17 protein-coding genes and 1 pseudogene are annotated in these 21128 nt (G+C 66.2%); 11 read left to right on the top strand and 7 right to left on the bottom strand.

Annotated elements, in window-relative coordinates:
* Positions 1 to 57: 57 nt before the first annotated feature.
* The gene (locus G6N66_RS21925) at positions 58 to 2805 is read right to left on the bottom strand and encodes a helix-turn-helix transcriptional regulator (RefSeq protein WP_169721529.1); all 2748 of its coding nucleotides are present in this window, start codon (positions 2803 to 2805) and stop codon (positions 58 to 60) included.
* Positions 2806 to 2976: 171 nt separating this feature from the next.
* Between G6N66_RS21925 and mdlC the strand changes: the two genes are divergently transcribed.
* The 5 genes from mdlC (at position 2977) to G6N66_RS21900 (ending at position 9851) form a co-directional block, all read left to right on the top strand.
* Positions 2977 to 4593: a benzoylformate decarboxylase gene (gene mdlC / locus G6N66_RS21920; RefSeq protein ID WP_085234942.1), complete on the top strand. Its 1617-nt coding sequence runs from the start codon at positions 2977 to 2979 to the stop codon at positions 4591 to 4593.
* 3 nt (positions 4594 to 4596) lie between these two features.
* Positions 4597 to 5016, top strand: coding sequence for a tautomerase family protein (locus tag G6N66_RS21915; protein WP_067954126.1), 420 nt, complete (start codon positions 4597 to 4599; stop codon positions 5014 to 5016).
* A gap of 1 nt (position 5017) precedes the next feature.
* Positions 5018 to 6889, top strand: a complete 1872-nt coding sequence (locus G6N66_RS21910; RefSeq protein WP_085234910.1) for an FAD-linked oxidase C-terminal domain-containing protein — start codon at positions 5018 to 5020, stop codon at positions 6887 to 6889.
* Positions 6890 to 6949: 60 nt separating this feature from the next.
* Entirely contained in the window at positions 6950 to 7801 is an 852-nt protein-coding gene (locus G6N66_RS21905) for an alpha/beta fold hydrolase (RefSeq protein WP_085234909.1), read from the top strand.
* A 112-nt stretch (positions 7802 to 7913) separates the two neighbouring features.
* Entirely contained in the window at positions 7914 to 9851 is a 1938-nt protein-coding gene (locus tag G6N66_RS21900; RefSeq protein WP_085234908.1) for a fumarylacetoacetate hydrolase family protein, read from the top strand.
* Positions 9852 to 9855: 4 nt separating this feature from the next.
* Here the strand turns inward: G6N66_RS21900 and G6N66_RS21895 are convergent, their stop codons facing one another.
* Positions 9856 to 10773 (bottom strand): class I SAM-dependent methyltransferase, encoded by a 918-nt coding sequence (locus G6N66_RS21895; protein ID WP_085234941.1) that lies wholly within the window; start codon positions 10771 to 10773, stop codon positions 9856 to 9858.
* A 56-nt stretch (positions 10774 to 10829) separates the two neighbouring features.
* Between G6N66_RS21895 and G6N66_RS21890 the strand changes: the two genes are divergently transcribed.
* A complete protein-coding gene (locus G6N66_RS21890) occupies positions 10830 to 11639 on the top strand; it encodes an enoyl-CoA hydratase/isomerase family protein (RefSeq protein WP_085234907.1) in 810 nt (269 codons plus the stop codon).
* A gap of 3 nt (positions 11640 to 11642) precedes the next feature.
* Here G6N66_RS21890 and G6N66_RS21885 read toward each other — a convergent pair whose 3' ends face one another.
* The 4 genes from G6N66_RS21885 to G6N66_RS21870 form a co-directional block, all read right to left on the bottom strand.
* Positions 11643 to 12512 carry a TIGR03619 family F420-dependent LLM class oxidoreductase gene (locus G6N66_RS21885; protein ID WP_085234940.1) on the bottom strand — a complete coding sequence of 290 codons (870 nt, stop codon included), beginning with the start codon at positions 12510 to 12512 and terminating at the stop codon, positions 11643 to 11645.
* Positions 12513 to 12587: 75 nt separating this feature from the next.
* Positions 12588 to 13373, bottom strand: a complete 786-nt coding sequence (locus G6N66_RS21880) for an STAS domain-containing protein (protein ID WP_139825381.1) — start codon at positions 13371 to 13373, stop codon at positions 12588 to 12590.
* 459 nt (positions 13374 to 13832) lie between these two features.
* Complete coding sequence (locus tag G6N66_RS21875; protein WP_232079546.1) at positions 13833 to 14837, bottom strand: DUF4873 domain-containing protein; 1005 nt, start codon at positions 14835 to 14837, stop codon at positions 13833 to 13835.
* 218 nt (positions 14838 to 15055) lie between these two features.
* A complete protein-coding gene (locus G6N66_RS21870) occupies positions 15056 to 15961 on the bottom strand; it encodes an AurF N-oxygenase family protein (RefSeq protein ID WP_085234939.1) in 906 nt (301 codons plus the stop codon).
* Between the two features lie 151 nt (positions 15962 to 16112).
* On the opposite strand from G6N66_RS21870, the gene cobF reads away from it, so the two are divergent.
* The 5 genes and pseudogenes from cobF (at position 16113) to G6N66_RS21850 (ending at position 19654) form a co-directional block, all read left to right on the top strand.
* Complete coding sequence (gene cobF, locus G6N66_RS21865; protein WP_085234904.1) at positions 16113 to 16904, top strand: precorrin-6A synthase (deacetylating); 792 nt, start codon at positions 16113 to 16115, stop codon at positions 16902 to 16904.
* A gap of 118 nt (positions 16905 to 17022) precedes the next feature.
* The gene (locus G6N66_RS30155; protein ID WP_197747049.1) at positions 17023 to 17991 is read left to right on the top strand and encodes a PE family protein; all 969 of its coding nucleotides are present in this window, start codon (positions 17023 to 17025) and stop codon (positions 17989 to 17991) included.
* Between the two features lie 33 nt (positions 17992 to 18024).
* Positions 18025 to 18267 (top strand): annotated as a pseudogene (locus tag G6N66_RS29745) (DNA-formamidopyrimidine glycosylase family protein); the annotation flags it as partial.
* A 132-nt stretch (positions 18268 to 18399) separates the two neighbouring features.
* The gene (locus G6N66_RS29740; protein WP_276013898.1) at positions 18400 to 18888 is read left to right on the top strand and encodes a zinc finger domain-containing protein; all 489 of its coding nucleotides are present in this window, start codon (positions 18400 to 18402) and stop codon (positions 18886 to 18888) included.
* A 16-nt stretch (positions 18889 to 18904) separates the two neighbouring features.
* Positions 18905 to 19654 (top strand): SDR family oxidoreductase, encoded by a 750-nt coding sequence (locus tag G6N66_RS21850; RefSeq protein ID WP_085234901.1) that lies wholly within the window; start codon positions 18905 to 18907, stop codon positions 19652 to 19654.
* 73 nt (positions 19655 to 19727) lie between these two features.
* Here G6N66_RS21850 and G6N66_RS21845 read toward each other — a convergent pair whose 3' ends face one another.
* Positions 19728 to 21047 (bottom strand): oxygenase MpaB family protein, encoded by a 1320-nt coding sequence (locus G6N66_RS21845; protein ID WP_085234900.1) that lies wholly within the window; start codon positions 21045 to 21047, stop codon positions 19728 to 19730.
* Between the last annotated feature and the right edge of the window lie 81 nt (positions 21048 to 21128).

Below are 21128 nucleotides of genomic sequence, written 5' to 3'. Positions count from 1 at the left end.
CTGCCCCGTCGGCCCTCTCCTATGGCGTCCAGGCAGACTGTCTTCTACGCCGGTTCGTCACCTCCGATGCCGTCTCAGCTCGCGCCGAGAGGACACTCCGAGTTTGGCGAAGATCTTGCTCATATGCCATTCCACTGTGCGCGGACTGATGAACAGGTGGCTGGCAATCTCGGCGTTGGTGTAGCCGTCGCCGGCTAGCCGAGCAATGTAGCTTTCTTGAGTCGTCAGTGTTGCGGTCGACGTGTCAGGCCGACGTTGTTCGAGGGGCTCGCCTGCGGCCGTGAGTTCGCGGCGGTTGCGTTCGGTGAAGCCGTCGGCACCCATCTGCAAAAACATCTCTAGAGCGGTGCGTAGTTCAGTGCGTGCTTCGGCGCGACGGTTCTCGCGTCGTAGCCATTCGCCGAAAAGCAGATGGGTGCGCGCGGTCAGCACCTTGAGAGGCGAACCATCCAGTTCGCTTATGGCTAAGCGATATTGCTGCTCTGCTGCGTTGCCCACGCTCGTCAACGCCTTCGCGCGTGCTGCATAACCCCGCGCCGTTGCGGTATCGGTTGCTTCGGCTCGATCCATCAACTGTGCAGCTGCCGCCGCAGCGGCGTGCGCCTCGCCTGACCTGGCTGCAGCCTCGACCATCTCGTTGAGCAGATGGCCGTACATCCCGACGTCGTCGTATTCCAAGGCCGTTGCGCACGCGGTGAAGGCCTCGTCGTACTGTGCAAGTCCGTTGTGCAGTACGGCCAAAGCGAACAGAACGACGGTGATTTCGCTGCCTTCGCCGCGTTCGCTCGCCTCTGAAATCGTTGTCTGAGCGAGTTGTCTGGCAAGTTGCTCTTGTCCGCGACATGCGGCGAGGTAGGTTTTGATGGAGTTATGGGGAGGCGCCCCTGTAGCGGCGGAGATCGCGTCGGACTGTTCGAGCAGATCCTGGGCCTGCGCGAAGTCGCCAGCGGTGACGCAAGATCCGGCATAGGTTGTGAGAGCGGCGGGTAGGACGGTCAATTCACCTGCGTTACGAAGTAATTCAAGCTGTCGAGCGTTGAGATAGTTGTAGGTGTCTTGATCGAACAGGTCGAGTAGGACGCGTAGCGTGATGTCGTGCGACCGAGGATCCGCGGTTCCGGCTGCGTCTTCCGCCAGGTACTTACTTATGGCGCCCCCCAACAGTGGAGCGGCGGCGGCGTGACCCTTGGTGAGCCGGACGACAAGTCCGTCGAGAAGAAGGTCAGCGCTAGCCGGCTCGCTCGGAGGTGGGAGCTGTCGCGCTGCGGCAGCAATGGCGTCCGCAGACCCTGCAGGATCCGCGTGAAGTCGGCCGACGATCATCGCGGCTACCAGAGCCTCGAGATAGGCATCACGTGCGAGTGCCGCGTCGATCGGGCGCAGTTTCTCAGCTGCAGTCAGCAGAAGTGGAGGTGCGTCTCGGCCTCGCCGCGCAGCGAACGCGATCTTGGCCCGCACCAGATCTACTCGTGCACTGAATAGTTCGCTCTCAGTGCCGGGTACGGCCGCTAGTATCCGCGCCGCGGCGGCGGGATCGCCCGCGTCCAATTTGGATAGTGCGGCGGCGAGTGCGCGCTCAGCTCGCCGGACAGGATCGGGTGTGAGCTCGGCGGCATGCGCCAAGAAGGCAGCCGCCGCGGCCGTTCCCCCACGGCGGCTGGCCTGCTCGGCCGACCGTGCGAGGTCCCTGGCGACCGCCTCGTCGGGTCCGTCCGCGGCGTGGGCACGGTGCCAGACGCGGTGCTCCTGCGCGACAGCCCCGGGGATCACTTCAGCCAGAGCAGCGTGGACTTGTCGACGCTCCGACGAGTCAGCGCCGCCGTAGACCGCTGATCGGACCAAAGGGTGTCTGAATCGCATTCGCGTATCCACGGTCACCAAGCCGCTCTGCTCCGCCGGTATACCGGCGTCCGCGCCGATCCCCAGTCGCCCTGCGGCCGCCCACAACCACGTGGGTTCGCCGGTCGGTTCTGCTGCCGCGATCAGCAGCAGGGTGCGGGTTTGTGACGGTAGTTCGGCCAGCCGCCGACCGTAGGTCTGTTCGATTCGTGTCTCCAGCGGTTTAGCGGATGCCAGTCCGTACCCACCGGCAAGCCGGGACGGGGGCAGCGCACGACTCAGTTCGAGCAACGCCAGCGGATTCCCGTCCGCCTCGGCGAGAATGTTCTCGCGGACGGATTCGTCGAGTCGAGTCGGCAGAATCGTGGAGAGCAAGGCGCGGGCGTCGGTATCGCAGAGGCCGGCAAGGTGCAGTTCGGGCAAGGCAGAGAGCTCTGGCTGGCCGTGGACGCTGCGGGCCGCGAAGATCATCATCACCGGCTCAGCCGACAGGCGTCGCGCGGCGAACACCAGCGCTTGCAGTGAGGCGTGATCAACCCACTGGGCGTCGTCGATGATGCAGATTGTGGGCCGCTCGGCCGCGGCATCGGAGATCAGCGATAGCACCGCCAAACCCACCAGCAGGCGGTCCGGTGCCGCACCGTCACGGAGTCCGAGTGCCACCCGCAGCGCGTTCTTCTGAGGTTCGGGCAATCGGTCGATATGACCCAGCAATGGGGAACAGAGCTGCTGAATACCGGCGTATGTGAGCTCCAGTTCTGATTCGGCACCGCTGAGGGTTATGACGCGCACGTCTGCGGCTTGATCACGGACGTCCAGAAGTAACGCGGTCTTGCCGATCCCCGCCTCACCCCGAAGGACCAGAACGGCACTGCCGCCGCCGCGGACTCGGTCAACCAATTCGGTCAGCTTGAGTTGCTCAGCGCGCCGCCCCACCAGCGTGTCGCGTCCCAAGCCGCCGATCATGCGGTGATCTTGACACGGCATCCCGCCCACGTCATTCGAAGTGCCCGTAGCGCTGCACCGTCCGCATAGTCCCGGGTGTTCATCGACCCGTGGTTTATACGGGGTGAGCATCACTCGCAATGAGGTGTGATTTGCGCAGCGAGTCCGCAGACATGCCGAAAGGTGCGAAAGATGGCCGAAATGAAGTCTATCCACGAGGTCACCTATGACCTGCTCCGCACACTGGGGTTGACCACGGTGTTCGGCAATCCGGGCTCCACCGAGCAGACGTTCCTGCAGAATTTCCCAGACGACTTCACCTACATCCTGGGGCTGCAGGAAGCCTCGGTACTGGCGATGGCCGACGGCTTCGCACAGTCCACTGGCACCCCCGCTTTAGTCAATCTTCATACTGCAGCCGGTACCGGCAATGCGATGGGCAGCCTGGTGGCCGCCTACCGCGCGAACACGCCGTTGATCGTCACCGCTGGCCAGCAGACCCGCGAGATGTCTCTGTGTGACCCTTACTTGAACAACCCCGACGCGACGGTCATGCCGCAGCCGTGGGTGAAATGGGCTTACGAACCCGCGCGCGCCGAGGATGTACCAGCCGCCTTCATGCGGGCCTACGCGGTGGCGACGCAACCGCCGGCTGGTCCCGTGTTCCTTTCCATCCCGTTGGACGACTGGAACAAGCCAGCCCTTGGACCGGCCGTGGTCCGGACGGTCAGCCACCGTGTGCAACCGGATGCCCAGCGTTTGCGTGAGTTCGCTGCACGGATCAGCCGGGCGGAGCGACCACTGTTGGTGCTCGGGCCCGAGGTTGATCGCGCCGGCGCCTGGGACGCCGGTGTCGCCTTCGCGGAAAAGCTGCGCGCGCCGGTGCGCAGCGGCCCCTTGGCACCCAGGTGCTCGTTTCCGGAAGATCACCCCCTCTACGCGGGCCCACTGCCACTGACGATCGCCGGCATCAGCCAGGCCGTAAAGGGATTCGACCTGGTCATCGTCATCGGGGCACAGGTATTCAGTTACTACCCCTTCGTCGCGGGCGACTACCTGCCCGAAGGAACCGGACTGCTGCAGATCACCGTCGATCCCCACCTCGCCGCGGTCGCGCCGGTGGGCGACAGCCTGGTCGGCGACATGAACGCTGTCCTGGAGCAGCTCCTGGAGTTGGTGGAGGTGCCTGCCGACCGGCACGCCCCGCCGGGATTAAGCCGGGATTTCAGCGGCGAGTTGCCCGTGGGATCCGCGCCGCTGCTGCCCAACGATGTCTATGCGGTGCTGAGCTCGGTCAAACCGGATGACGCAGCGGTCGTCATGGAGTCCACCTCCACCTTGGCGGATCTCATCCAGTGGTGGCCCACCCGGCGCCCGGGCAGCTTCTTCGCCACCGGAAGCGGAGGTATCGGCTGGGGTGTCCCGGCGGCGGTGGGTATTGCGCTCGGTGACCGCGCCCGCGGCGTGACGCGGACCATTGTCGCCTCGATAGGCGACGGTTCGTTCCAGTACTCCATCCAGGCAATCTGGACCGCGGCGCAGCACAAACTTCCGATCGTGTTCGTGGTCCAGCGCAACGGCGAGTACTGCGTGTTGAAATCCTTCGCGCTTCTCGAGGAGACCCCTAACGTCCCGGGCCTCGATTTGCCGGATCTTGACATTGCCTCACTGGCAACCGGTTTCGGCTGCAGGACGGCCAATGTGGCAAGTACAGAAGAACTCGCCCAGGAGTTCAAGGCTGCCCTGGAGGCCGACGGGCCCACCGTACTCGTCGTGCCCACCCAGTCACACCTGCCGGCTCTGGGCTAAGCGATGCCGGTCTACACGTGCACCACGGTGCAGTCAATGCTGAGCGCCGACACCAAAGCCGATCTGGCCGCGGAAGTGACCAGGATCCATTCGATGATCAATCACGTACCCGGCGCATACGTGAACGTCGTGTTCCACGAACTGCCCGCCGACGCCGTTTACACTGACGGGCAACCCGCACAACCGCTGCTGATCAACGGTTGGGTTCGCACTGGACATCCGGAAGCCCAAAGCAGCCAACTGGTCGCCGAAGTCGCCGCAGCCGCATCCCGCGTCACAGGCATCCCCGCCAAGCGGATCCTCGTCGTCATTCAGAACAGCCCGGCACATCTGGCCATCGAAGGTGGACGGGTGCTGCCGGCGCCAGGCGAAGAAGAAGCGTGGCTGCGAGAGACCGCGGTGCAGGGACAGGAAGCGGATTGAAATGTCCACTGACACTGAGCATCTTCTGACTCCGGACAGTGCTGCTGCTATCGGACGATTCGCCGCAGCGGCGGCTGCCCACGGCGACATCACGACCGACGAGCGCGTACTTACCGAACGTGGCCGCGACTATTGGGGTGTCGGAGGAGTAGCGGGCCTGTTGTTACGCCCCCACGGTCGCGACGACATCGCCGCAATCCTGCGCCTGGCCTCCGAGCACGGCGTCGCGCTAGTGCCACGCGGCGGTGCGTCGAACTGCTCAGGCGGGATGATGCCGGCCGGAGGCCGCGTCCTCCTGGATCTGACCGGTCTGAATCGGATTCTCGATATCGACGTCGTGAATCGCCGCGCACGAGTCGAAGCCGGAGTCGTGAACTCCGACTTGCAGACTGCACTGGCTCCGCACGGGTTGTGTTTCTCACCCGATCCTGTCTCGGCGCACCTGGCAACCGTCGGCGGGAACATCATCGAGAATGCCGGTGGGCCACACGCGCTGAAGTATGGCGTCACCTACAACCACGTCCTGAGCGTCAACGTTGTCCTGCCCGACGGATCGACAGTCACCTTTAGTGCCGATGACGAAGGTCCGGACCTACTGGGTGTCCTCATCGGATCAGAAGGGACGCTCGGAATCATCACCGAGGCAACCGTTGCCCTGCGCCCGATCGCCGATGTCACGCACAGCCTCATGGGTGCTTTCGCCTCGGCGCGAGAGGCTGCTGACACCATCGCCGCGATCATCGCCACCGGCGTGGTGCCGGCTGCCGTGGAGTGGCTCGATCGGGCAGGTATTGCCGGGTTACAACAGTTCTATGACACCGGCTACCCGCTGGACGCCGATTCGATCGTGCTCATCGACGTCGACGGCACCGCAGCGGATGTGGCGCGAGATCAGGCCATCGTGGAACGGGTGCTGGGTGAGCGAGCGACCGAGGTCCGAGTTGCTGAGGACGAGAAAGACCGTGTTGCATTGTGGTACGGACGCCTCAATGCCCCGAATTCAGTGGTGCAGAGCGGCAAAGGCTTCTTCATCGGTGACGTCACCGTGCCCCGCGACCGCATACCCGAGATGCAAGAAGCCATTCAGTCCATCGCCGAACGCCATTCCGACGGGCTCCTTTTCATCGCGGTATGCGGTCACGCGGGCGACGGCGACCTACACCCCACAACGTTCTACGACAAAGACAATCCACTGGCAGCAACCGCGCTGGAAGCGGCAAACAACGAGATCATCGAAGCCGCACTTGATCTGGGCGGCACCATCACCGGTGAGCATGGCGTCGGCACCGAAAAGATCCCGTTCATGACCAAACGCTTCACCCCAGTAGAAATTGCGGCACAACGCTCGATCAAGAACGTCTTCGATTCTGCCGGGCTGCTCAACCCCGGCATCATGCTGCCCGATGTGTCCGCTGACGAGCCCGACACCAGTGCCTTCGGCACTGCCGTGCGTGACGCCCTAACTCGGAACATCACTGTCGATCCGAGTGCCGCGCTCACCGCCGGCAACAACACCAACGTATCCGTCAACCTCGGTAATCTCAGTCTCGTTGTCGGCGCAGACACCACCATTGAGGCGCTCAACCGCCACCTCGACGAGCACGGAGTCACTTGCTCCGCCGTGCCGGTCGTCGGCGTTGAACGCACCATCGGAGAACTCGTCGCCACCGCCGCCGGCAACGAACGTGACCACATCAGGCACGCCCTACTCGGCGCCGACGTCGCCATCATCGACGGACAAACCCGCGCGCGCTTCGGTGCCGAAACTATGAAAGACGTCGCCGGATATGACGTCAAACGGCTATACATCAGCGGCCGTGGCGCCTTCGGTGCCCTCGAAACCCTCATCTTCAAGATTGTGGTCAAGGCTTGACTCTGCGGTTGTTGGCGGATGGCCCGTAGCGCCGCACCCATTCAAGAATGAAAGTGTTTGATGGACAACCTATTCGCGCGATTTCAGCGCGTCACCATCCGACTCGCGAGCGGAGTTACGGCGGTGGCGCTCATCAGCGGTTGTTCCGGCGAGACGCCCGCATCCGCCTTGCCACCCTATGGCGCCAGACCGACGGTCGTGCTGGTGCATGGCGCGTGGGCGGACACATCGAGTTGGGACGGCGAAGTGTCCGCGCTGCTAGAGCGTGGCTACAACGTCCGGGCGGTCGCCAACCCGCTGGAGAACCTCACCACCGATTCCGAGTACGTGTCAGCTTTCCTCAAGACGATCCCCGGACCGGTCGTGCTTGTTGGGCATTCCTACGGCGGCTCAGTCATCACCAATGCCGCTGCGGGCAATACGAATGTCAAGGCGCTCGTGTACGTCGATGCGGCAGCACCCGCCGTTGGTGAGACCAACGGCGCCTTGAGCGGACCGGATTCAGTGCTCAAACAGCAGCCAGAAACCGAACTCTTCGACATGATGCCGGATCCCGGCGCGTCTCCTGGTGCCACCGACCTGTACCTCAAGAGGGAAGTCTTCTTGCACTACTTCGGCAACGATCTGCCTACCGAGGAGGCAACCAAGCTCTGGGCGACGCAAAGAGCGGCTTCGACGAATGCTTTCGAAACCCCCTCCAAGTTTGCGGCCTGGGAGACCATTCCCTCCTGGTATTTCATCAGCAGCGGTGACAAGATCATCACGCCGGCATCGGAACACGCCATGGCTAACCGCGCGGGGTCGGACGTCACGGTCTTCGACGGAGGTTCGCACCTGACCCTTATCTCTCATCCAGGTGCGGTGACGGCCGTTATCCAGAAGGCCATCGACTTCGTGGAGCATCCTCAGTAGCCGACATTGGGCCGTCACGGGCATGACGATCGAACATCTCTGGCGGAATACGTCTTGACGATAAGGGAATACCGCACGTTTCGAATACTGCACGTCCGCCAGTTGTGCGCGAATGAAATGGGTTACTTATCAAGGCGATAGCGGGGAACGCACGGGGGTGCTCTCCGGCGAGGCGATCCACGCGATGCCGCCGGGGGTGACGCTGCTCGAGCTGGTCGGCCGCGGCGCCGACGGGCTGCGCGAGGCCGGGCAGGAGGCCCTGAAGTCGCCGGCGGCCGCACGTCTTGACGAGGTGACCCTGATGGCGCCGATCCCGCGCCCGCCGTCGATCCGCGACTCCCTGTGCTTCCTTGACCACATGCGCAACTGCCAGGCCGCGATGGGCGCCGGTCGACAGCTCGCCGACACCTGGTATCGCATCCCCGCGTTCTACTTCGCCTGCCCGGCAACGGTTTTGGGCCCGTACGACGACGTGCCCATGGCACCCGGAAGCGCCTGGCAGGACTTCGAGCTCGAGATCGCCGCGGTCATCGGAACGACCGGCAAAGACCTGACCGTCGAACAAGCCGAACGGGCGATCATCGGCTACACCATCTTCAACGACTGGTCCGCACGTGATCTGCAACAGCTGGAGGGCCAGCTTGCGATCGGGCAGGCCAAGGGCAAGGACAGCGGCGTCACGCTGGGCCCGTATTTGGTCACGGCGGACGAACTCGAGCCCTACCGCCGTGACGGCAAGCTGCACCTGCAAGTGAGCGCCCTGGTCAACGACACCCAAATCGGTTCGGGCTCGACCGGCCAGATGGACTGGAGCTTCGCCGAGGTCATCTCCTACGCGTCGCGCGGTGTAACACTCAGTCCCGGTGACGTTTTCGGTTCGGGCACCGTGCCCACCTGCACGCTCGTCGAGCACCTCAGCATCACCGCACTGGAATCGTTCCCCGGTTGGCTGCACGATGGCGACGTCGTCACGCTGGGGGTCGAGGGGCTGGGGGAGACCAGGCAGACCGTGCGCGCCAGTGCCGCACCGCATCCGTTGGCGCCTCGGCCCAATCCCGATGCCGCGCCGCAACCCGCCCGGGTGAATCGGGCGCCGGCGCGGGTGCCCTACACCCGCGGGCTGCACGAGGTCGCCGATCGGGTGTGGGCGTGGACGCTGCCGGACGGCGGATACGGCTGGAGCAACGCCGGACTGGTCGCCGGGGACGGTGCGTCGCTGCTCGTCGACACGCTGTTCGACCTACCGCTGACCCGCGAGATGCTCACCGCGATGAAGCCGATCACCGACCGCGCGCCCATCACCGACGCGTTGATCACCCATTCCAACGGCGACCACACCCACGGCAACCAACTGCTCGACCCGTCGGTGCGCATCATCGCCGCCAAGGGCACGGCCGAGGAGATCGCCCACGGCATGGCGCCGGAAATGCTGGCGATGACGCAGAACATGAACCTGGGCCCCGTCGCGACGCCCTACGCGCGGGAACGGTTCGGACACTTCGACTTTGGCGGCATCACCGTGCGCAACGCCGACCAGACGTTCGACCGCGACCTGACCATCGACGTCGGCGGCAGGCAGATCAACGTGCTGAACCTGGGTCCGGCTCACACCGCGGCGGACTCGGTGGTGCATGTGCCCGACGCCGGTGTGCTGTTCGGCGGGGACCTGCTGTTCATCGGCTGCACGCCGATCGTGTGGGCCGGTCCGATCGACAACTGGGTGGCGGCGTGCGACGCGATGATCGCGCTGGACGCGCCGACGGTAATCCCCGGCCACGGTCCGATCACCGACCCGGACGGAATCCGTGCCGTCCGTGGCTATCTCGTGCACGTCTCGGAGCAAGCCGATGCCGCCCACCGCAAGGGCCTGTCCTGGGCCGAGGCCGCCGACAGCATCGACCTCGGCGAGTACGCGAGCTGGCTGGACGCCGAGCGCGTCGTCGTCAACGTCTATCAGCGTTACCGCGAGATCGACCCTGACACACCGGCGCTGGAGGTCATGGCCCTGCTGGTGATGCAGGCCGATTGGTTGGCCAAACGCTCGGCCTGAGAACCTAGGCGCGCACGGCCCGCACGAAGCTGATCGTGGCGGCCTGGCTGTCTTGATCGCCTCCTTCGAGCTGCGGCAAGCCCGCCGAGGCCAGTAATTCGCCGAGCCGCGACGTGCTCGTTTCCCACCCGTGGGCCCGCAGGTGCGCGGCGACGTCGGTGTGATCACCGGGGTAGGCCAACGCGGAGATGTCCAATTCGAGACCCTGCCGCCGCCAGCCCTCGGTCGCGATGCGGGCCTGTTCCTGCGATTCCGGTGAGCCAGGGTTGAGCGAACCGTAGTCGCCGGAGAACCGGCTGCCCGGCGAGCTCAGCGTTATGACGTTGTCCAGCAACCGAACTTCGGCCTCCGGCGGCAGAAAGCCGATCAGCACACCCTCGGCGAGCCACGCGGTCGGCTGGGTGGTGTCGAATCCCGCCGCCCGCAACGCGGCCGGCCAATCGTCCCGCAGGTCGATGCCCACCGCGCGGTGCTCGGCGGCGGGCACGGCGCCGAGCCGCGACAGCGTGGTGGTCTTGAACTCGATCACCTCGGGCTGGTCGATTTCATACACGGTGGTCCCGGCCGGCCAGGCCAGCCGGTAGGCCCGCGCGTCCAACCCCGACGCCACGATCACCACCTGCCGGATGCCGGCCGAACTGGCCTCGGCGAAGTAGTCGTCGTAGTAGCGGGCGCGCGCGGCGAAGGTGTCGACCATCCGCGGAAAACGGACGCCCTTCTCCACGTCGTCGGCGTCCAGCTCACCGGCGGCGAGCCGGGTGAACAAATCCAACCCGACCGCGCGGACCAACGGCTCGGCGAACTCGTCGGTGATCACTGGGTGCGGCCGGCGGGTCGCCACCGCCCGGGCCGCGGCCACCATGGTGGCGGTGGCACCCACGCTGCTGGCCAGGTCCCAGGTGTCTTTCTCGCTACGTGTCATGGCTTCACGGTAGGCCGGGTCCCTGGACATCCGCTGTGTCGCTTACCGTGCGGAGTATGGCTGCTGTCGAATTCGCAACTCTCGAAGACCAAATCGCGCTCATCACCCTGAACCGGCCGGAGCGGTTGAACGCCATCGACGGTTCGCTGATCGACGGCGTGGACGCCGCCCTGGACACGCTCAGCGCGGGTGGATTCCGGGTCGCGATCCTGACCGGCGCGGGACGGGGCTTCTGCGCGGGCGCCGATCTGAGTGGCACCGGCCAGGCCTGGACCACGCCGGCGAGCCCGTCCACGCCGGCGTTCAAGGTCAACTACGACGCCCAGGTCCGGCTGGCCAACCTGTTCACCAGGATCTACGAACAAGACATTCCGGTGATCGCGGCGGTCAACGGTGTCGCCGTCGGCGGCGGGCTGGCGTTCACGCTGGTCAGCGATGTCCGGGTGGCGTCCGAACAGGCGCGGTTCGGTTCGGCGTTCATCAAGGCGGGCTTCTCGTCGATGGACATGGGCACCAGCTACCTGCTGCCGAAGCTCGTCGGGGCCGGGGTGGCGCGCGAACTGATGCTGACCGGACGCATCATCGACGCGCCCGAGGCCTATCGCATCAAGCTGGTGCACGAGGTGGTCGCGCCCGACGACCTGATCCCGGCGGCGGTGCGCAAGGCGCGCGAGATCGCCGAGAACAACGCCTACGGCGTGTGGCAGACCAAGATCGGCCTCAACGCGGCGCTGGACGCGCCGAGCCTGCGCCATGCCATCGAGATCGAGAACCGCACCCAGATGCTCAGCGGCTTCACCAACAACCCGGTCGAGGCCGCCAAAGCGCACATGGAAAAACGTGCACCGAAGTGGGATACGTTGTGAGAGCTAGACTTTCGAGATCACCTTTTCGGCGAACCGCTCCAGGTTGCGGATCTTGTTCTCCAGCGGCTCCGGGTCGGGCCCGAGGATGTAGGGATACCGGAAGCCCACGATGGCGTCGGTGACGCCCTTGTCCTCGAGGCGCTTGATGCCGTCGACGGTGTAGGCGTCGGTCGAGATGACGTGGATCTCGAACGGCCCGGTCTTGCCCTCTTCCTCGCGAAACTTCTTGACCCGGGCGATGAGTCGGTCGAGTTCCTCCGGGGAGCTGCCGCCGCCGTGCATCCAACCGTCCAGGCGCGCCGCACGCCGCAGCGCCGCGTCGGCGTGGCCGCCGACCAGGATCGGGATCGGTTGCGTAGGAGCCGGACTCATCTTCGTCTTCGGGATATCGTAGAACTCGCCGTGGAACTCGAAGTAGTCGCCGGTGGTCAGGCCCCGCACGATCTCGATGCACTCGTCCATCCGCTTGCCGCGCTTGGCGAACGGGATCCCCATCAGCTCGTAGTCCTCCGGCCATGGGCTGGTGCCCACGCCAAGTCCCAACCGGTTTCCGGTCAGCACGGCCAGTGAGCTCGCCTCCTTGGCCGTCATTGCCGGATGCCGGACGGGGAGCTTGAGGACGAAGAAATTGAACCGCAGGTTCGTCGTCACCGCGCCCAACGCCGCAGTCAGCACGAAGGCCTCGACGATCTCCTTGCCGTCCAAAAACTCGCGGCTGCCGTCGGGCGTGTACGGGTATTTGGAGTCGGACTCATACGGGTAGGCGATGCTGTCGGCGATCGTCATGCTGTGGTAGCCGGCTTGGTCGGCCGCCTTGGCCAGCGGGATGTAAAACGAAGGGTCGGTCAGTGACTCCGCATAGCTGAACCGCACGTCATCCACCTTCCGTCAACGGGCATTAACACGAGATTAGAACGTGTTCTAATTCGGTCCCGCGCGGGGTGTGACTTACAGCTGGTTCTCCGGGCCGATGACCGCCCAGACGGTCTTGCCGGACGAGGTGGGTGTGCTGCCCCACTCGCGCGACAGGGCGTCGACGATCGCCAGCCCGGACACGTCGATGCCCTTCTTCGGCGACGCCAGCCGCAGCGCGGGCGCGTTGCTGCCGTCGGACACCGCGATGGTCGCGGTCGCGCCGTCGGTCTCGATGCGCATCACCGGGTCGCTACCGGTGTGCTCCAAAACGTTTTCCACGAACACGTTGACAACCACCAGCGCGACCGGGATGAGGCCGGGCAGCGACCAGCCGGTGAGCCACTCGCGGACCAGCCGGCGCGATTCGCGAAGGCTGGTCAGGTTCGGGGGAAGCTTGGCATCGGCGCGGCACACCGTGCGATCGCCGAGCTGACTTATAGCCTTGAGCGCCGCCTTTTCCGTCGCATAGACCGGCATGAAGCGGGCGACCCCGCTGCTGCTGATCGCCTCGCGGGTCGCGCGATTCGCGCAGACCAGCACGATCGGTACATCCAGCGGCGTATCGGCTTGCCACCGCACGCCGAGAAAGGCCGACCACGCCGACTTCGCGGGCACCTGCAGGGAGCTGACGTTGACGATGACCGCGGACGGCTCCTGCAGGGTGGTCTTGATGATCCCGTCGCGCAGCGCTGCGGAGCTGTTGGAGTCGAGGACGCCGTCGACCGTGAGGAAGGCCACCGAGTCATCGACGCGCACGGCGATACCCAGCGAGCTCGGTGACTCGGCCACCGCGCTCACCGTGCGCCTCCCGAATGCCATCCCCACGTGCGGATGCGTCGTCGCCAGACCTTGCCTTCTGAGTTGCCTTCTAAGCTGGTCAGCCGGCATTCCAGTCCCATCCCGTGGTTCGGCTCCATGTCCCGCTCCTCGAACTTCCGCCCAGCCGACTTGACAATGCCGCCCACGTTGGCGGCGGCCCCCCGTGAGTTGCGCTGATCACGCCGCTTGCTGCGACTTTGACGTGGGCTACCCGCGCGACAGAGCCGACGTCCGTCGGAAGAGAACCCCGCCGCCGCCTGTCCGAAGCATCAACTGCTACCACGAACACGCCGTTCTGCTCGTCTGTACTTGTCGCCTAGCGCAGCGCGCACCCAAGGAGTTACCCACTTCGTATCTGTGGCTAACCCCGATGAGGGAGTGGAATCCAGCGTATCCGGATTACCCTGATGTTCCCACCGGGCAAACCTGTGAAGCGACGTAACGTGGCAAACCTGCTGGTCAGCGGCCGTTCAACGGATATGGTGGCGCGCCCACCCCGGCGATCGAGTGCGTGCCCCACGGTGTTTGCTCGACGATGCGCGCGGGTGCGCTCCGGTTACCCACCGTCAGCGTCGCCGCGCGTGCCTGCTTGAGCGCGTCGTCGGGCTTGCCCGACACGGGGTCCACCAGCGGGCTGAAGACCGTCCCCTGCCAGTGGTAGTGGCCGTCGATCGGGTCGATGCGGCCGGTGAGCCGCACGCGCACCGGATGGGAGGCGTCCCCGATCGTCAGCGTCGCCGCGCCGTCGTAGATCTCCTTGAGCTCGGTGTCCGTGGCCGGGATGCCCGACAGATCGAACGCGGCCGCCGCCGGTATCGGCTCGGCCGGATTGAGGTGCGCGCGCTCGTTGAACACCTGTTGGCTGCTGCGCCGCACCTCGATGCGGCCACTGGCCGTCGCTGTCATCAGCCCGACGCACTCGGCGATGTACCGGGCCTGCGCCCCGGTATCTGGCCCGGAGACCAAGAAGTAGTTCGGGAAGCCGTGAACGGCGACTCCGGTGAACGGCTCCATGCCGTCGGGCCAGGCCTGCTGGATGGTCAGCCCGCCCGCGCCGAGGATCCGCGAATCGGGAGCCGCGAAGCCGGTGCCGTAGATGATCGCGTCCGCGCGGTGCTCACGCCCGTCGCGGGTGCGGATGCCCGACGCGGTGAGCGCCTCGATCGCCTGGCCGACCGTCGTCGGTCTTTGGGATTCGGGCCCCTCGGTGCTTGCTCGCCTGCGGCGCATCCAGCGGGTGGCACGCGACGTCCAGAACGACACCGCGGGAACGAACCGGCGCGGTGGATGGCCGAATACGCTGACCGACGCCGCGCGCTCGGCGAGCCCCGGCAGGTGGTGGCCGGCGGCCGAGTCGGTGCCGATCACCGCGACGTGTTTGCCGGCCGGGTCGAACGCGCTGTCCCACCGCGCCGCGTGAAACGTCGGTCCGCGAAAGTCGTTGCGCCCGGGCAACTCTGGTATCCACGGGCGGTGGGGCTGGTCCGCCCGGATGACGACGGTGGCGCGGACGGTCTCGCCCGAGCTGGTGTGCAACACCCAGGTATCGGTGTCGTCGTCGAACACCGAATCGACGATGTCGGTGCTGTCGGCGCCGGACACAACGGTGACGTCGGTGATGCCGGCTGCCCGCAGTTCTGCGAGGGCTCCCGCGCCGACGACGATGACGTCAGGCGGTGGGGTCACAGAAAGTGGGTGCGCTTCCACGCGCGCCGCGCGAGCCGGCCCATCAGGCCGATCTCGGTCAGAAACGCCGCCAGCGGGGCGAAGCCGGCTTTGTAGACCTCGTGGCGGTTTGCGCTGGCGCGCGCGAGCTGTTGGGCCCGATGCGGATCCAACCCGACCCGGGCGTAGGGGACCGGGAACGAGAACAGGAAGCGGAAGAAGTACGCGCCGAGCCCGTGCAGGTTGGCCATGAACCACCGTCGGTAGCGCGGCATCTCGGCCACCCGCTTGCGCGCGCCGTCGCGGGCGAACTGGATGTGGCGGGCTTCCTCGGTGACATGGATCCGCATCAGTCGCCGGATCATCGGCTGCAGGTCCGGATCGTCCAACATCTGGCGTTGCAGCGAGTCGAAGATCTCCTCACCCAACAGGGCGGCCACCCACAGCATCGAGCCGCGCTGGAATGCCAGCGGCAGGGCGTTGATCGCCATTCGTTGCCACCGCTGCGGCACCACCGGCTTGGCGCCGATGCGCTCGATCGCCTTGCCGAACATGATCATGTGGCGGGTCTCGTCGCCCAGCTCGGTCAGCTTGTAATGCGTGGACCGGCTGGTGGGATCCTCGTGCAGGAGGGTGCGCAGCAGTGTCTGGTTGAGCAGGTTCTCGAACCAGATGCCCGCCGAGAGCGTGTTGACCAATTCCTGCCGCGACAGGTCGATTTGTTGCTCGCGGGTCATCTCGTCCCACATTGGGGTCCCGTAGAGCGACACCATCCGGGGCGGGAGGTAGAACTTGTCCGCGTCCAGGGGGGCGTCCCAGTCGATGTCGACGAGCGGCTCGTAGGACTTTTTGACCGATCCCTTCAGCAGCCGCTCCGAAAACTCTTCACGGCTGGGCCCGTCAGGTCTCACCGCTGTGGTCATCGCCGGCATCCCTTCGCTGCGTCAGGCGGTACGGAGAGCGTGCGGAAACACTTAGTCGATACCCATGGTATCGGGTACCTGAGATGTCGACCAGAGGCTCGACATCTCAAATTATGGTGGTTGGAAGCCGTTTTCGGGGTACAAAGCTGAGATGGCTCGGTGCATCCACGTCATCGGCATCGGCGCTGGAAACCCCGACTACCTGACGGTCCAGGCGATCGAGGCGCTGAACAGCGCCGACGTGTTTTTTGTCGCGGACAAGGGCGAGGCGAAACGCGACCTGGTGGCGCTGCGCCAGGAGATCTGCGCGCGGTTCATTCGTGAGCCCGGGTACCGCGTTGTCGAGTTGCCCGATCCCGAGCGGTCGGAGCCAATGTCTGGTCAAGCCGGCTATCGGGAAGCGGTGACGGACTGGCATTCGGCGCGGGCGCGGGTGTGGGCGGGGGCCATCGAGACCGAATTGGGACCCGACGGCGTGGGTGCGTTCCTGGCCTGGGGTGATCCGTCGCTGTATGACAGCACGCTGCGCATTCTGGACGCCGTCGCGACCGAGGTGGACATCGACTACGACGTCATCCCCGGCATCACCGCTGTTCAGGCGCTCACGGCGCGGCATCGCATCCTGTTGAACGAGATCGGTGAACCGGTGTTGGTCACCACCGGGCGGCAGCTGCGCGCCCGCGGGATGTCCGGGTCGGCCGTCGGATCGGTCGTCGTGCTGCTGGACGCCGAATGCTCGTTTCAGGCCTGCCCCCCCAATACCCGCATCTGGTGGGGCGCCTACTTGGGCACCGACCATGAGCTGCTGGTCGCGGGCACGATTGGCGAGGTCGGCGCCGAGATCGAGGAGCTGCGGGCCAAGGCACGCGCCGAGCACGGTTGGATCATGGACACGTATTTGTTGCGGCCGGGTCCGAGCGCCAGTAGCCCGAGCCGAGGGTAAGCCGCGACTAAGGGTTTTCAAGAAGTGACTGAAGTGCTATTGGGCTCGCGTTAAACTGATCTCCTGCCGACTGATCCGGTTTCGACCGCGCGATCGTCGGCTTGATATGGAGGTCGGGATGACGTCGCCGTGGGTTATCGCTGCGCCGGAGTATGTGGCGGCAGCGGCTTCTGACCTGGCGAATATCGGTTCGTCGCTCAGCACGGCCAACATGGCCGCGTTGGCGCCGACGTCGGGCGTGCTGGCCGCGGGTGGCGACGAGGTGTCGGCCATGATCGCGGCGCTGTTCAGCGCGCATGCGCAGGCCTATCAGGCGCTGAGCGCGCAGGCGGCGTCGTTCCACGCCCAGTTTGTGCAGCTGATGAACACCGGTGCGACGCAGTATGCCCTGCAGGAGGCCGCCAACGCCTCGCCGCTGCTGGAAACGCTGGGACAGGACGCCGCGGGCGCGGTCAACTCGTCCATCAGTGCGCTGACGGGGGTTCCGGTGGCGGGTGGCGGCGCCGCCGCGGCGCCACCGGTCGGCGGCAACAACGCCGCCAGCTTCGTCAAACCCGCGGCCGCAGCAAGCGTGCCGATCGGCGGGGTCAGCCCGCTCACCGGCACCGCGGCCTCGAGCGCGTCGAATCTCGCCGCCGGCGGCGGCGGTGTTAGTGGCGGAGTGTTGCCGAGCAGCGCCGCCGCGGTGGCCAATCCGGTCGTGACGGCCGGCGCGGGCGGCACCGGGGGCAGCGGCAGCCTGCTGTCGAGCGGCGCCGCCTTCAATGCGGATGCCGGAGACGCCGGCGGCACACCCGTCGCCAGCCCGCTGCTCAACACCGTCGGAACCCCCAACACCACTCCGCTGTCCGGGACCGCCGGCGGCGGCGAGACCAGCGGCAACGGTGGGACGGGCCGACTGAGCTCCGAAGCCGCGGGTGGCGAAGAGGGCTCAGCCGCCGTGCCCCAGGCGGATGACGCGGCCGGTGGCAACGGGGCCGCGGGGACCCTCGGCGAGCTGCGCCCGAGCGGCGGGTCCTTCTACGGCGGCGGCAGCGATGGCGGTGACTGGGCGGGGACCGGCGCCGCGGCGGCACTGCCGAGTTAGACACCGCAGGACTGCGATCGGCAGACTGGTCGGGTGCCCGAACTCCCCGAGATCGAAGCGCTCGCCGACCATCTGCGCCGGCACGCGGTCGGTCTGACCATCGGCCGGGTCGACGTGGCCGCGCTGTCGGTGCTCAAGACCTTCGACCCGCCGATCAACGTACTGCACGGCCAGACGGTGATCGGGGCGCAGCGGTGGGGCAAATACCTCGGGCTGCAGGCGGGTCAGCTGTTCCTGATCGCCCACCTGTCGCGCGCGGGCTGGCTGCGCTGGTCCGACAATCTGGCCGCGGCCCCGCTGCGCCCCGGCAAAGGGCCGATCGCGCTGCGCGTGCACCTGGGCACCCCGGGCAGCGCGCCGGGCTTCGACCTCACCGAGGCCGGTACCCAGAAGCGGCTGGCGGTGTGGCTGGTCTCAGATCCCAAGCAGGTACCCGGCATCGCGGCGCTGGGCCCGGATGCGCTGGACCTGGGCCCCGATGACCTGGCCGGGGTGCTGGCCGGCAACACCGGCCGGATCAAGACCGTCATCACCGACCAGAAGGTGATCGCCGGGATCGGCAACGCCTACAGCGACGAAATCCTGCACGTCGCGAAGATCTCGCCGTTCGCCACGGCCGGAAAGCTTTCCGACGAACAGCTCAGCACCCTGCACGACGCGATGATTTCGGTGTTAACGGACGCGGTCAACCGATCCGTCGGGCAGGGGGCGGCCACCCTCAAGGGCGAGAAGCGCTCCGGACTGCGGGTGCACGCGCGCACCGGATTGCCCTGCCCGGTGTGCGGGGACACCGTGCGTGAAGTGTCGTTCGCGGACAAGTCTTTTCAGTACTGCCCCACGTGCCAGACCGGCGGTAAGGTGCTCGCCGACCGGCGCATGTCACGGCTGCTCAAGTAGCCGATATGCTGCCGGTGTGACTCGTCAGAAGATCCTCATCACTGGTGCCAGTTCCGGTCTGGGCGCCGGCATGGCGCGCTCCTTCGCCGCCCGGGGGCGCGACCTGGCGCTGTGCGCCCGTCGTACCGATCGCCTCGATGAGCTGAAAGCCGAACTGTCGCAACAGTATCCAAGCATCAAGGTCGCGGTGGCGCAGCTGGACGTCAACGACCACGAGCAGGTCCCGAAGGTGTTCGGCGAGCTGTCCGACGAACTCGGCGGCATCGACCGCGTCATCGTCAACGCCGGCATCGGCAAGGGCGCCAAGCTGGGGTCGGGAAAGCTGTGGGCGAACAAGGCGACCATCGAGACCAACCTGGTGGCCGCGCTGGTGCAGATCGAGACCGCGCTGGAGATGTTTCACCAGGGCGGGTCGGGACACCTGGTGCTGATCTCCTCGGTGCTCGGCAACAAGGGCGTGCCGGGGGTGAAGGCCGCGTACGCGGCCAGCAAGGCCGGGGTGAGTTCGCTGGGCGAATCGCTGCGCGCCGAATACGCCAGGGGCCCCATCAGGGTTTCGGTGATCGAGCCCGGCTACATCGAGTCGGAGATGACCGCCAAGTCCAATAGCACAATGTTGATGGTGGACAACGACACTGGCGTCAGGGCCCTGGTTGGCGCGATCGAGCGCGAGCCCGGCCGGGCCGCGGTGCCGTGGTGGCCATGGGCGCCGCTGGTACAGCTGATGCGGGTGCTGCCGCCCCCGCTGACCAAGCTCTTCGCCTAACCCGCGAGCGTGCGTGGTTGTGCGCAACACGCCGCGCCGGCGTGTACAACTGTGCACGCTCGCGCCGCTTGATTCAGTGCGGCACCGGGGTGTAATGCGCTGCGTCGCTGGTGAATTCGGGCTTGCCGTAGGTAGCCAGCCGCAGCTTGAGCAGCCCGATGACGTAGGCGTCGGTGACGTCCCGAATCACTGGAATGCGGCTGGCGCGGCTTACGGCGGCGAACCGGCCAAGGATGAACGGCGCCGTGAGGGCGACGCGGATGAGGTCCGTCGGGTCGAGTGAAACCCCCATGGCCTCGGCGATGTTGCGATCACCGCCGCAGAACGTGCGAACGAAAGTGAGCTTGCTGAAACTCTTTTCGACCGCCTCGGCGCACCGGTCGAAAAGCGTGGTGTCGGGGCGCAGGTACGCCGCCATCGTGCCGCGGACGAGTTCGGAACAGATGCTGTCGAATCCGTGCCGCAGCAACGCCGAACGCGCATGCATGACGTGGATGATGTCGGCGGGTTCGGAGGGCAGCAGCTCCTCCGGCAGCCCGAGCAAAAAGCAACGGTACCGGGCGAATTCGATGACGGCGCGTTCCTCGGCGGTGAATTTGGTGCGGCCCTGCTTGCGCGCTTCCACGGCCAACAGGTACTGGCCGATCATGCCGGCCGGCATCTGGTCGACCTGCGGCACCGGCATGCCGTACACGGCCGTGTCCCACTTGCCGGATTTCTTCAGTGCGTTGTAGCGGACCATCGAGTGCATCAGCCGGACCATGGCGGCGGCCTCGAAGCCGGGCCCGTAGCGGTCCAGCGCGCCGGGCAGGGTGGTGACCGCGAAGAAGCTGGCCGTCTCGTTGACCCGCCGGGCCGCCCGCTTGCCCGAGAGGGCTCCGGTCAGCGCCATCGGCAGCGCGGCGTAGGTGTTGGTGAAGGTCGCGATGAACGCCCCGCGGGTAATGAAGGGGGCCAGCAGCGCCGCAGGAATGCGTTCCTGGCGAGCGCCCTCGCGCACCAGGTCGAAGTCGATCCACTTCGGGGCGTCCTCCATCGCGGCGATGAACGCGGCGAGCTCCGGGGGCGCCTCGGGCACGGCTTCGATGCCCTCGCGGCAGGCCCGCTTGAGCATGTCGATCAGTTGGGCGACGCTGTGCGTGGCCATCAAGGCCGCATAGGGATCGGCGACGACGTCGCCGAGCAGGGTCGCGGTGCTCATCAGCTCGACCACCCGGTCGTCTTCGAGGATCGGGGCGCGATCGGCGACCCAGGCGGGCAGGGCGGAGTCGACGTCGGGCTCGGTGGCCAGGCGGTCCGGCCGCATGTCGAAGTCGAAGTCCCCGTACAGGCCGGGCTGCAGCTCGCGCTGGCTGCGGACCCGTTGCGCGAGTTCGGGGTAGTACGTCACCATCGCGAGCCGCCTCCCTCTAACTAACAATTCGTGAGTAATGCTCACAAGTTGTTAGTTACGCTGTCAAGCGTGACCACGTTG

It is taken from the genome of Mycobacterium conspicuum, assembly GCF_010730195.1.
GTDB classification, from domain to species: Bacteria; Actinomycetota; Actinomycetes; order Mycobacteriales; family Mycobacteriaceae; genus Mycobacterium; species Mycobacterium conspicuum.
The sequence above is the reverse complement of the archived record's forward strand: the minus strand, read 5'-3'. Positions and strand labels throughout refer to the sequence as shown.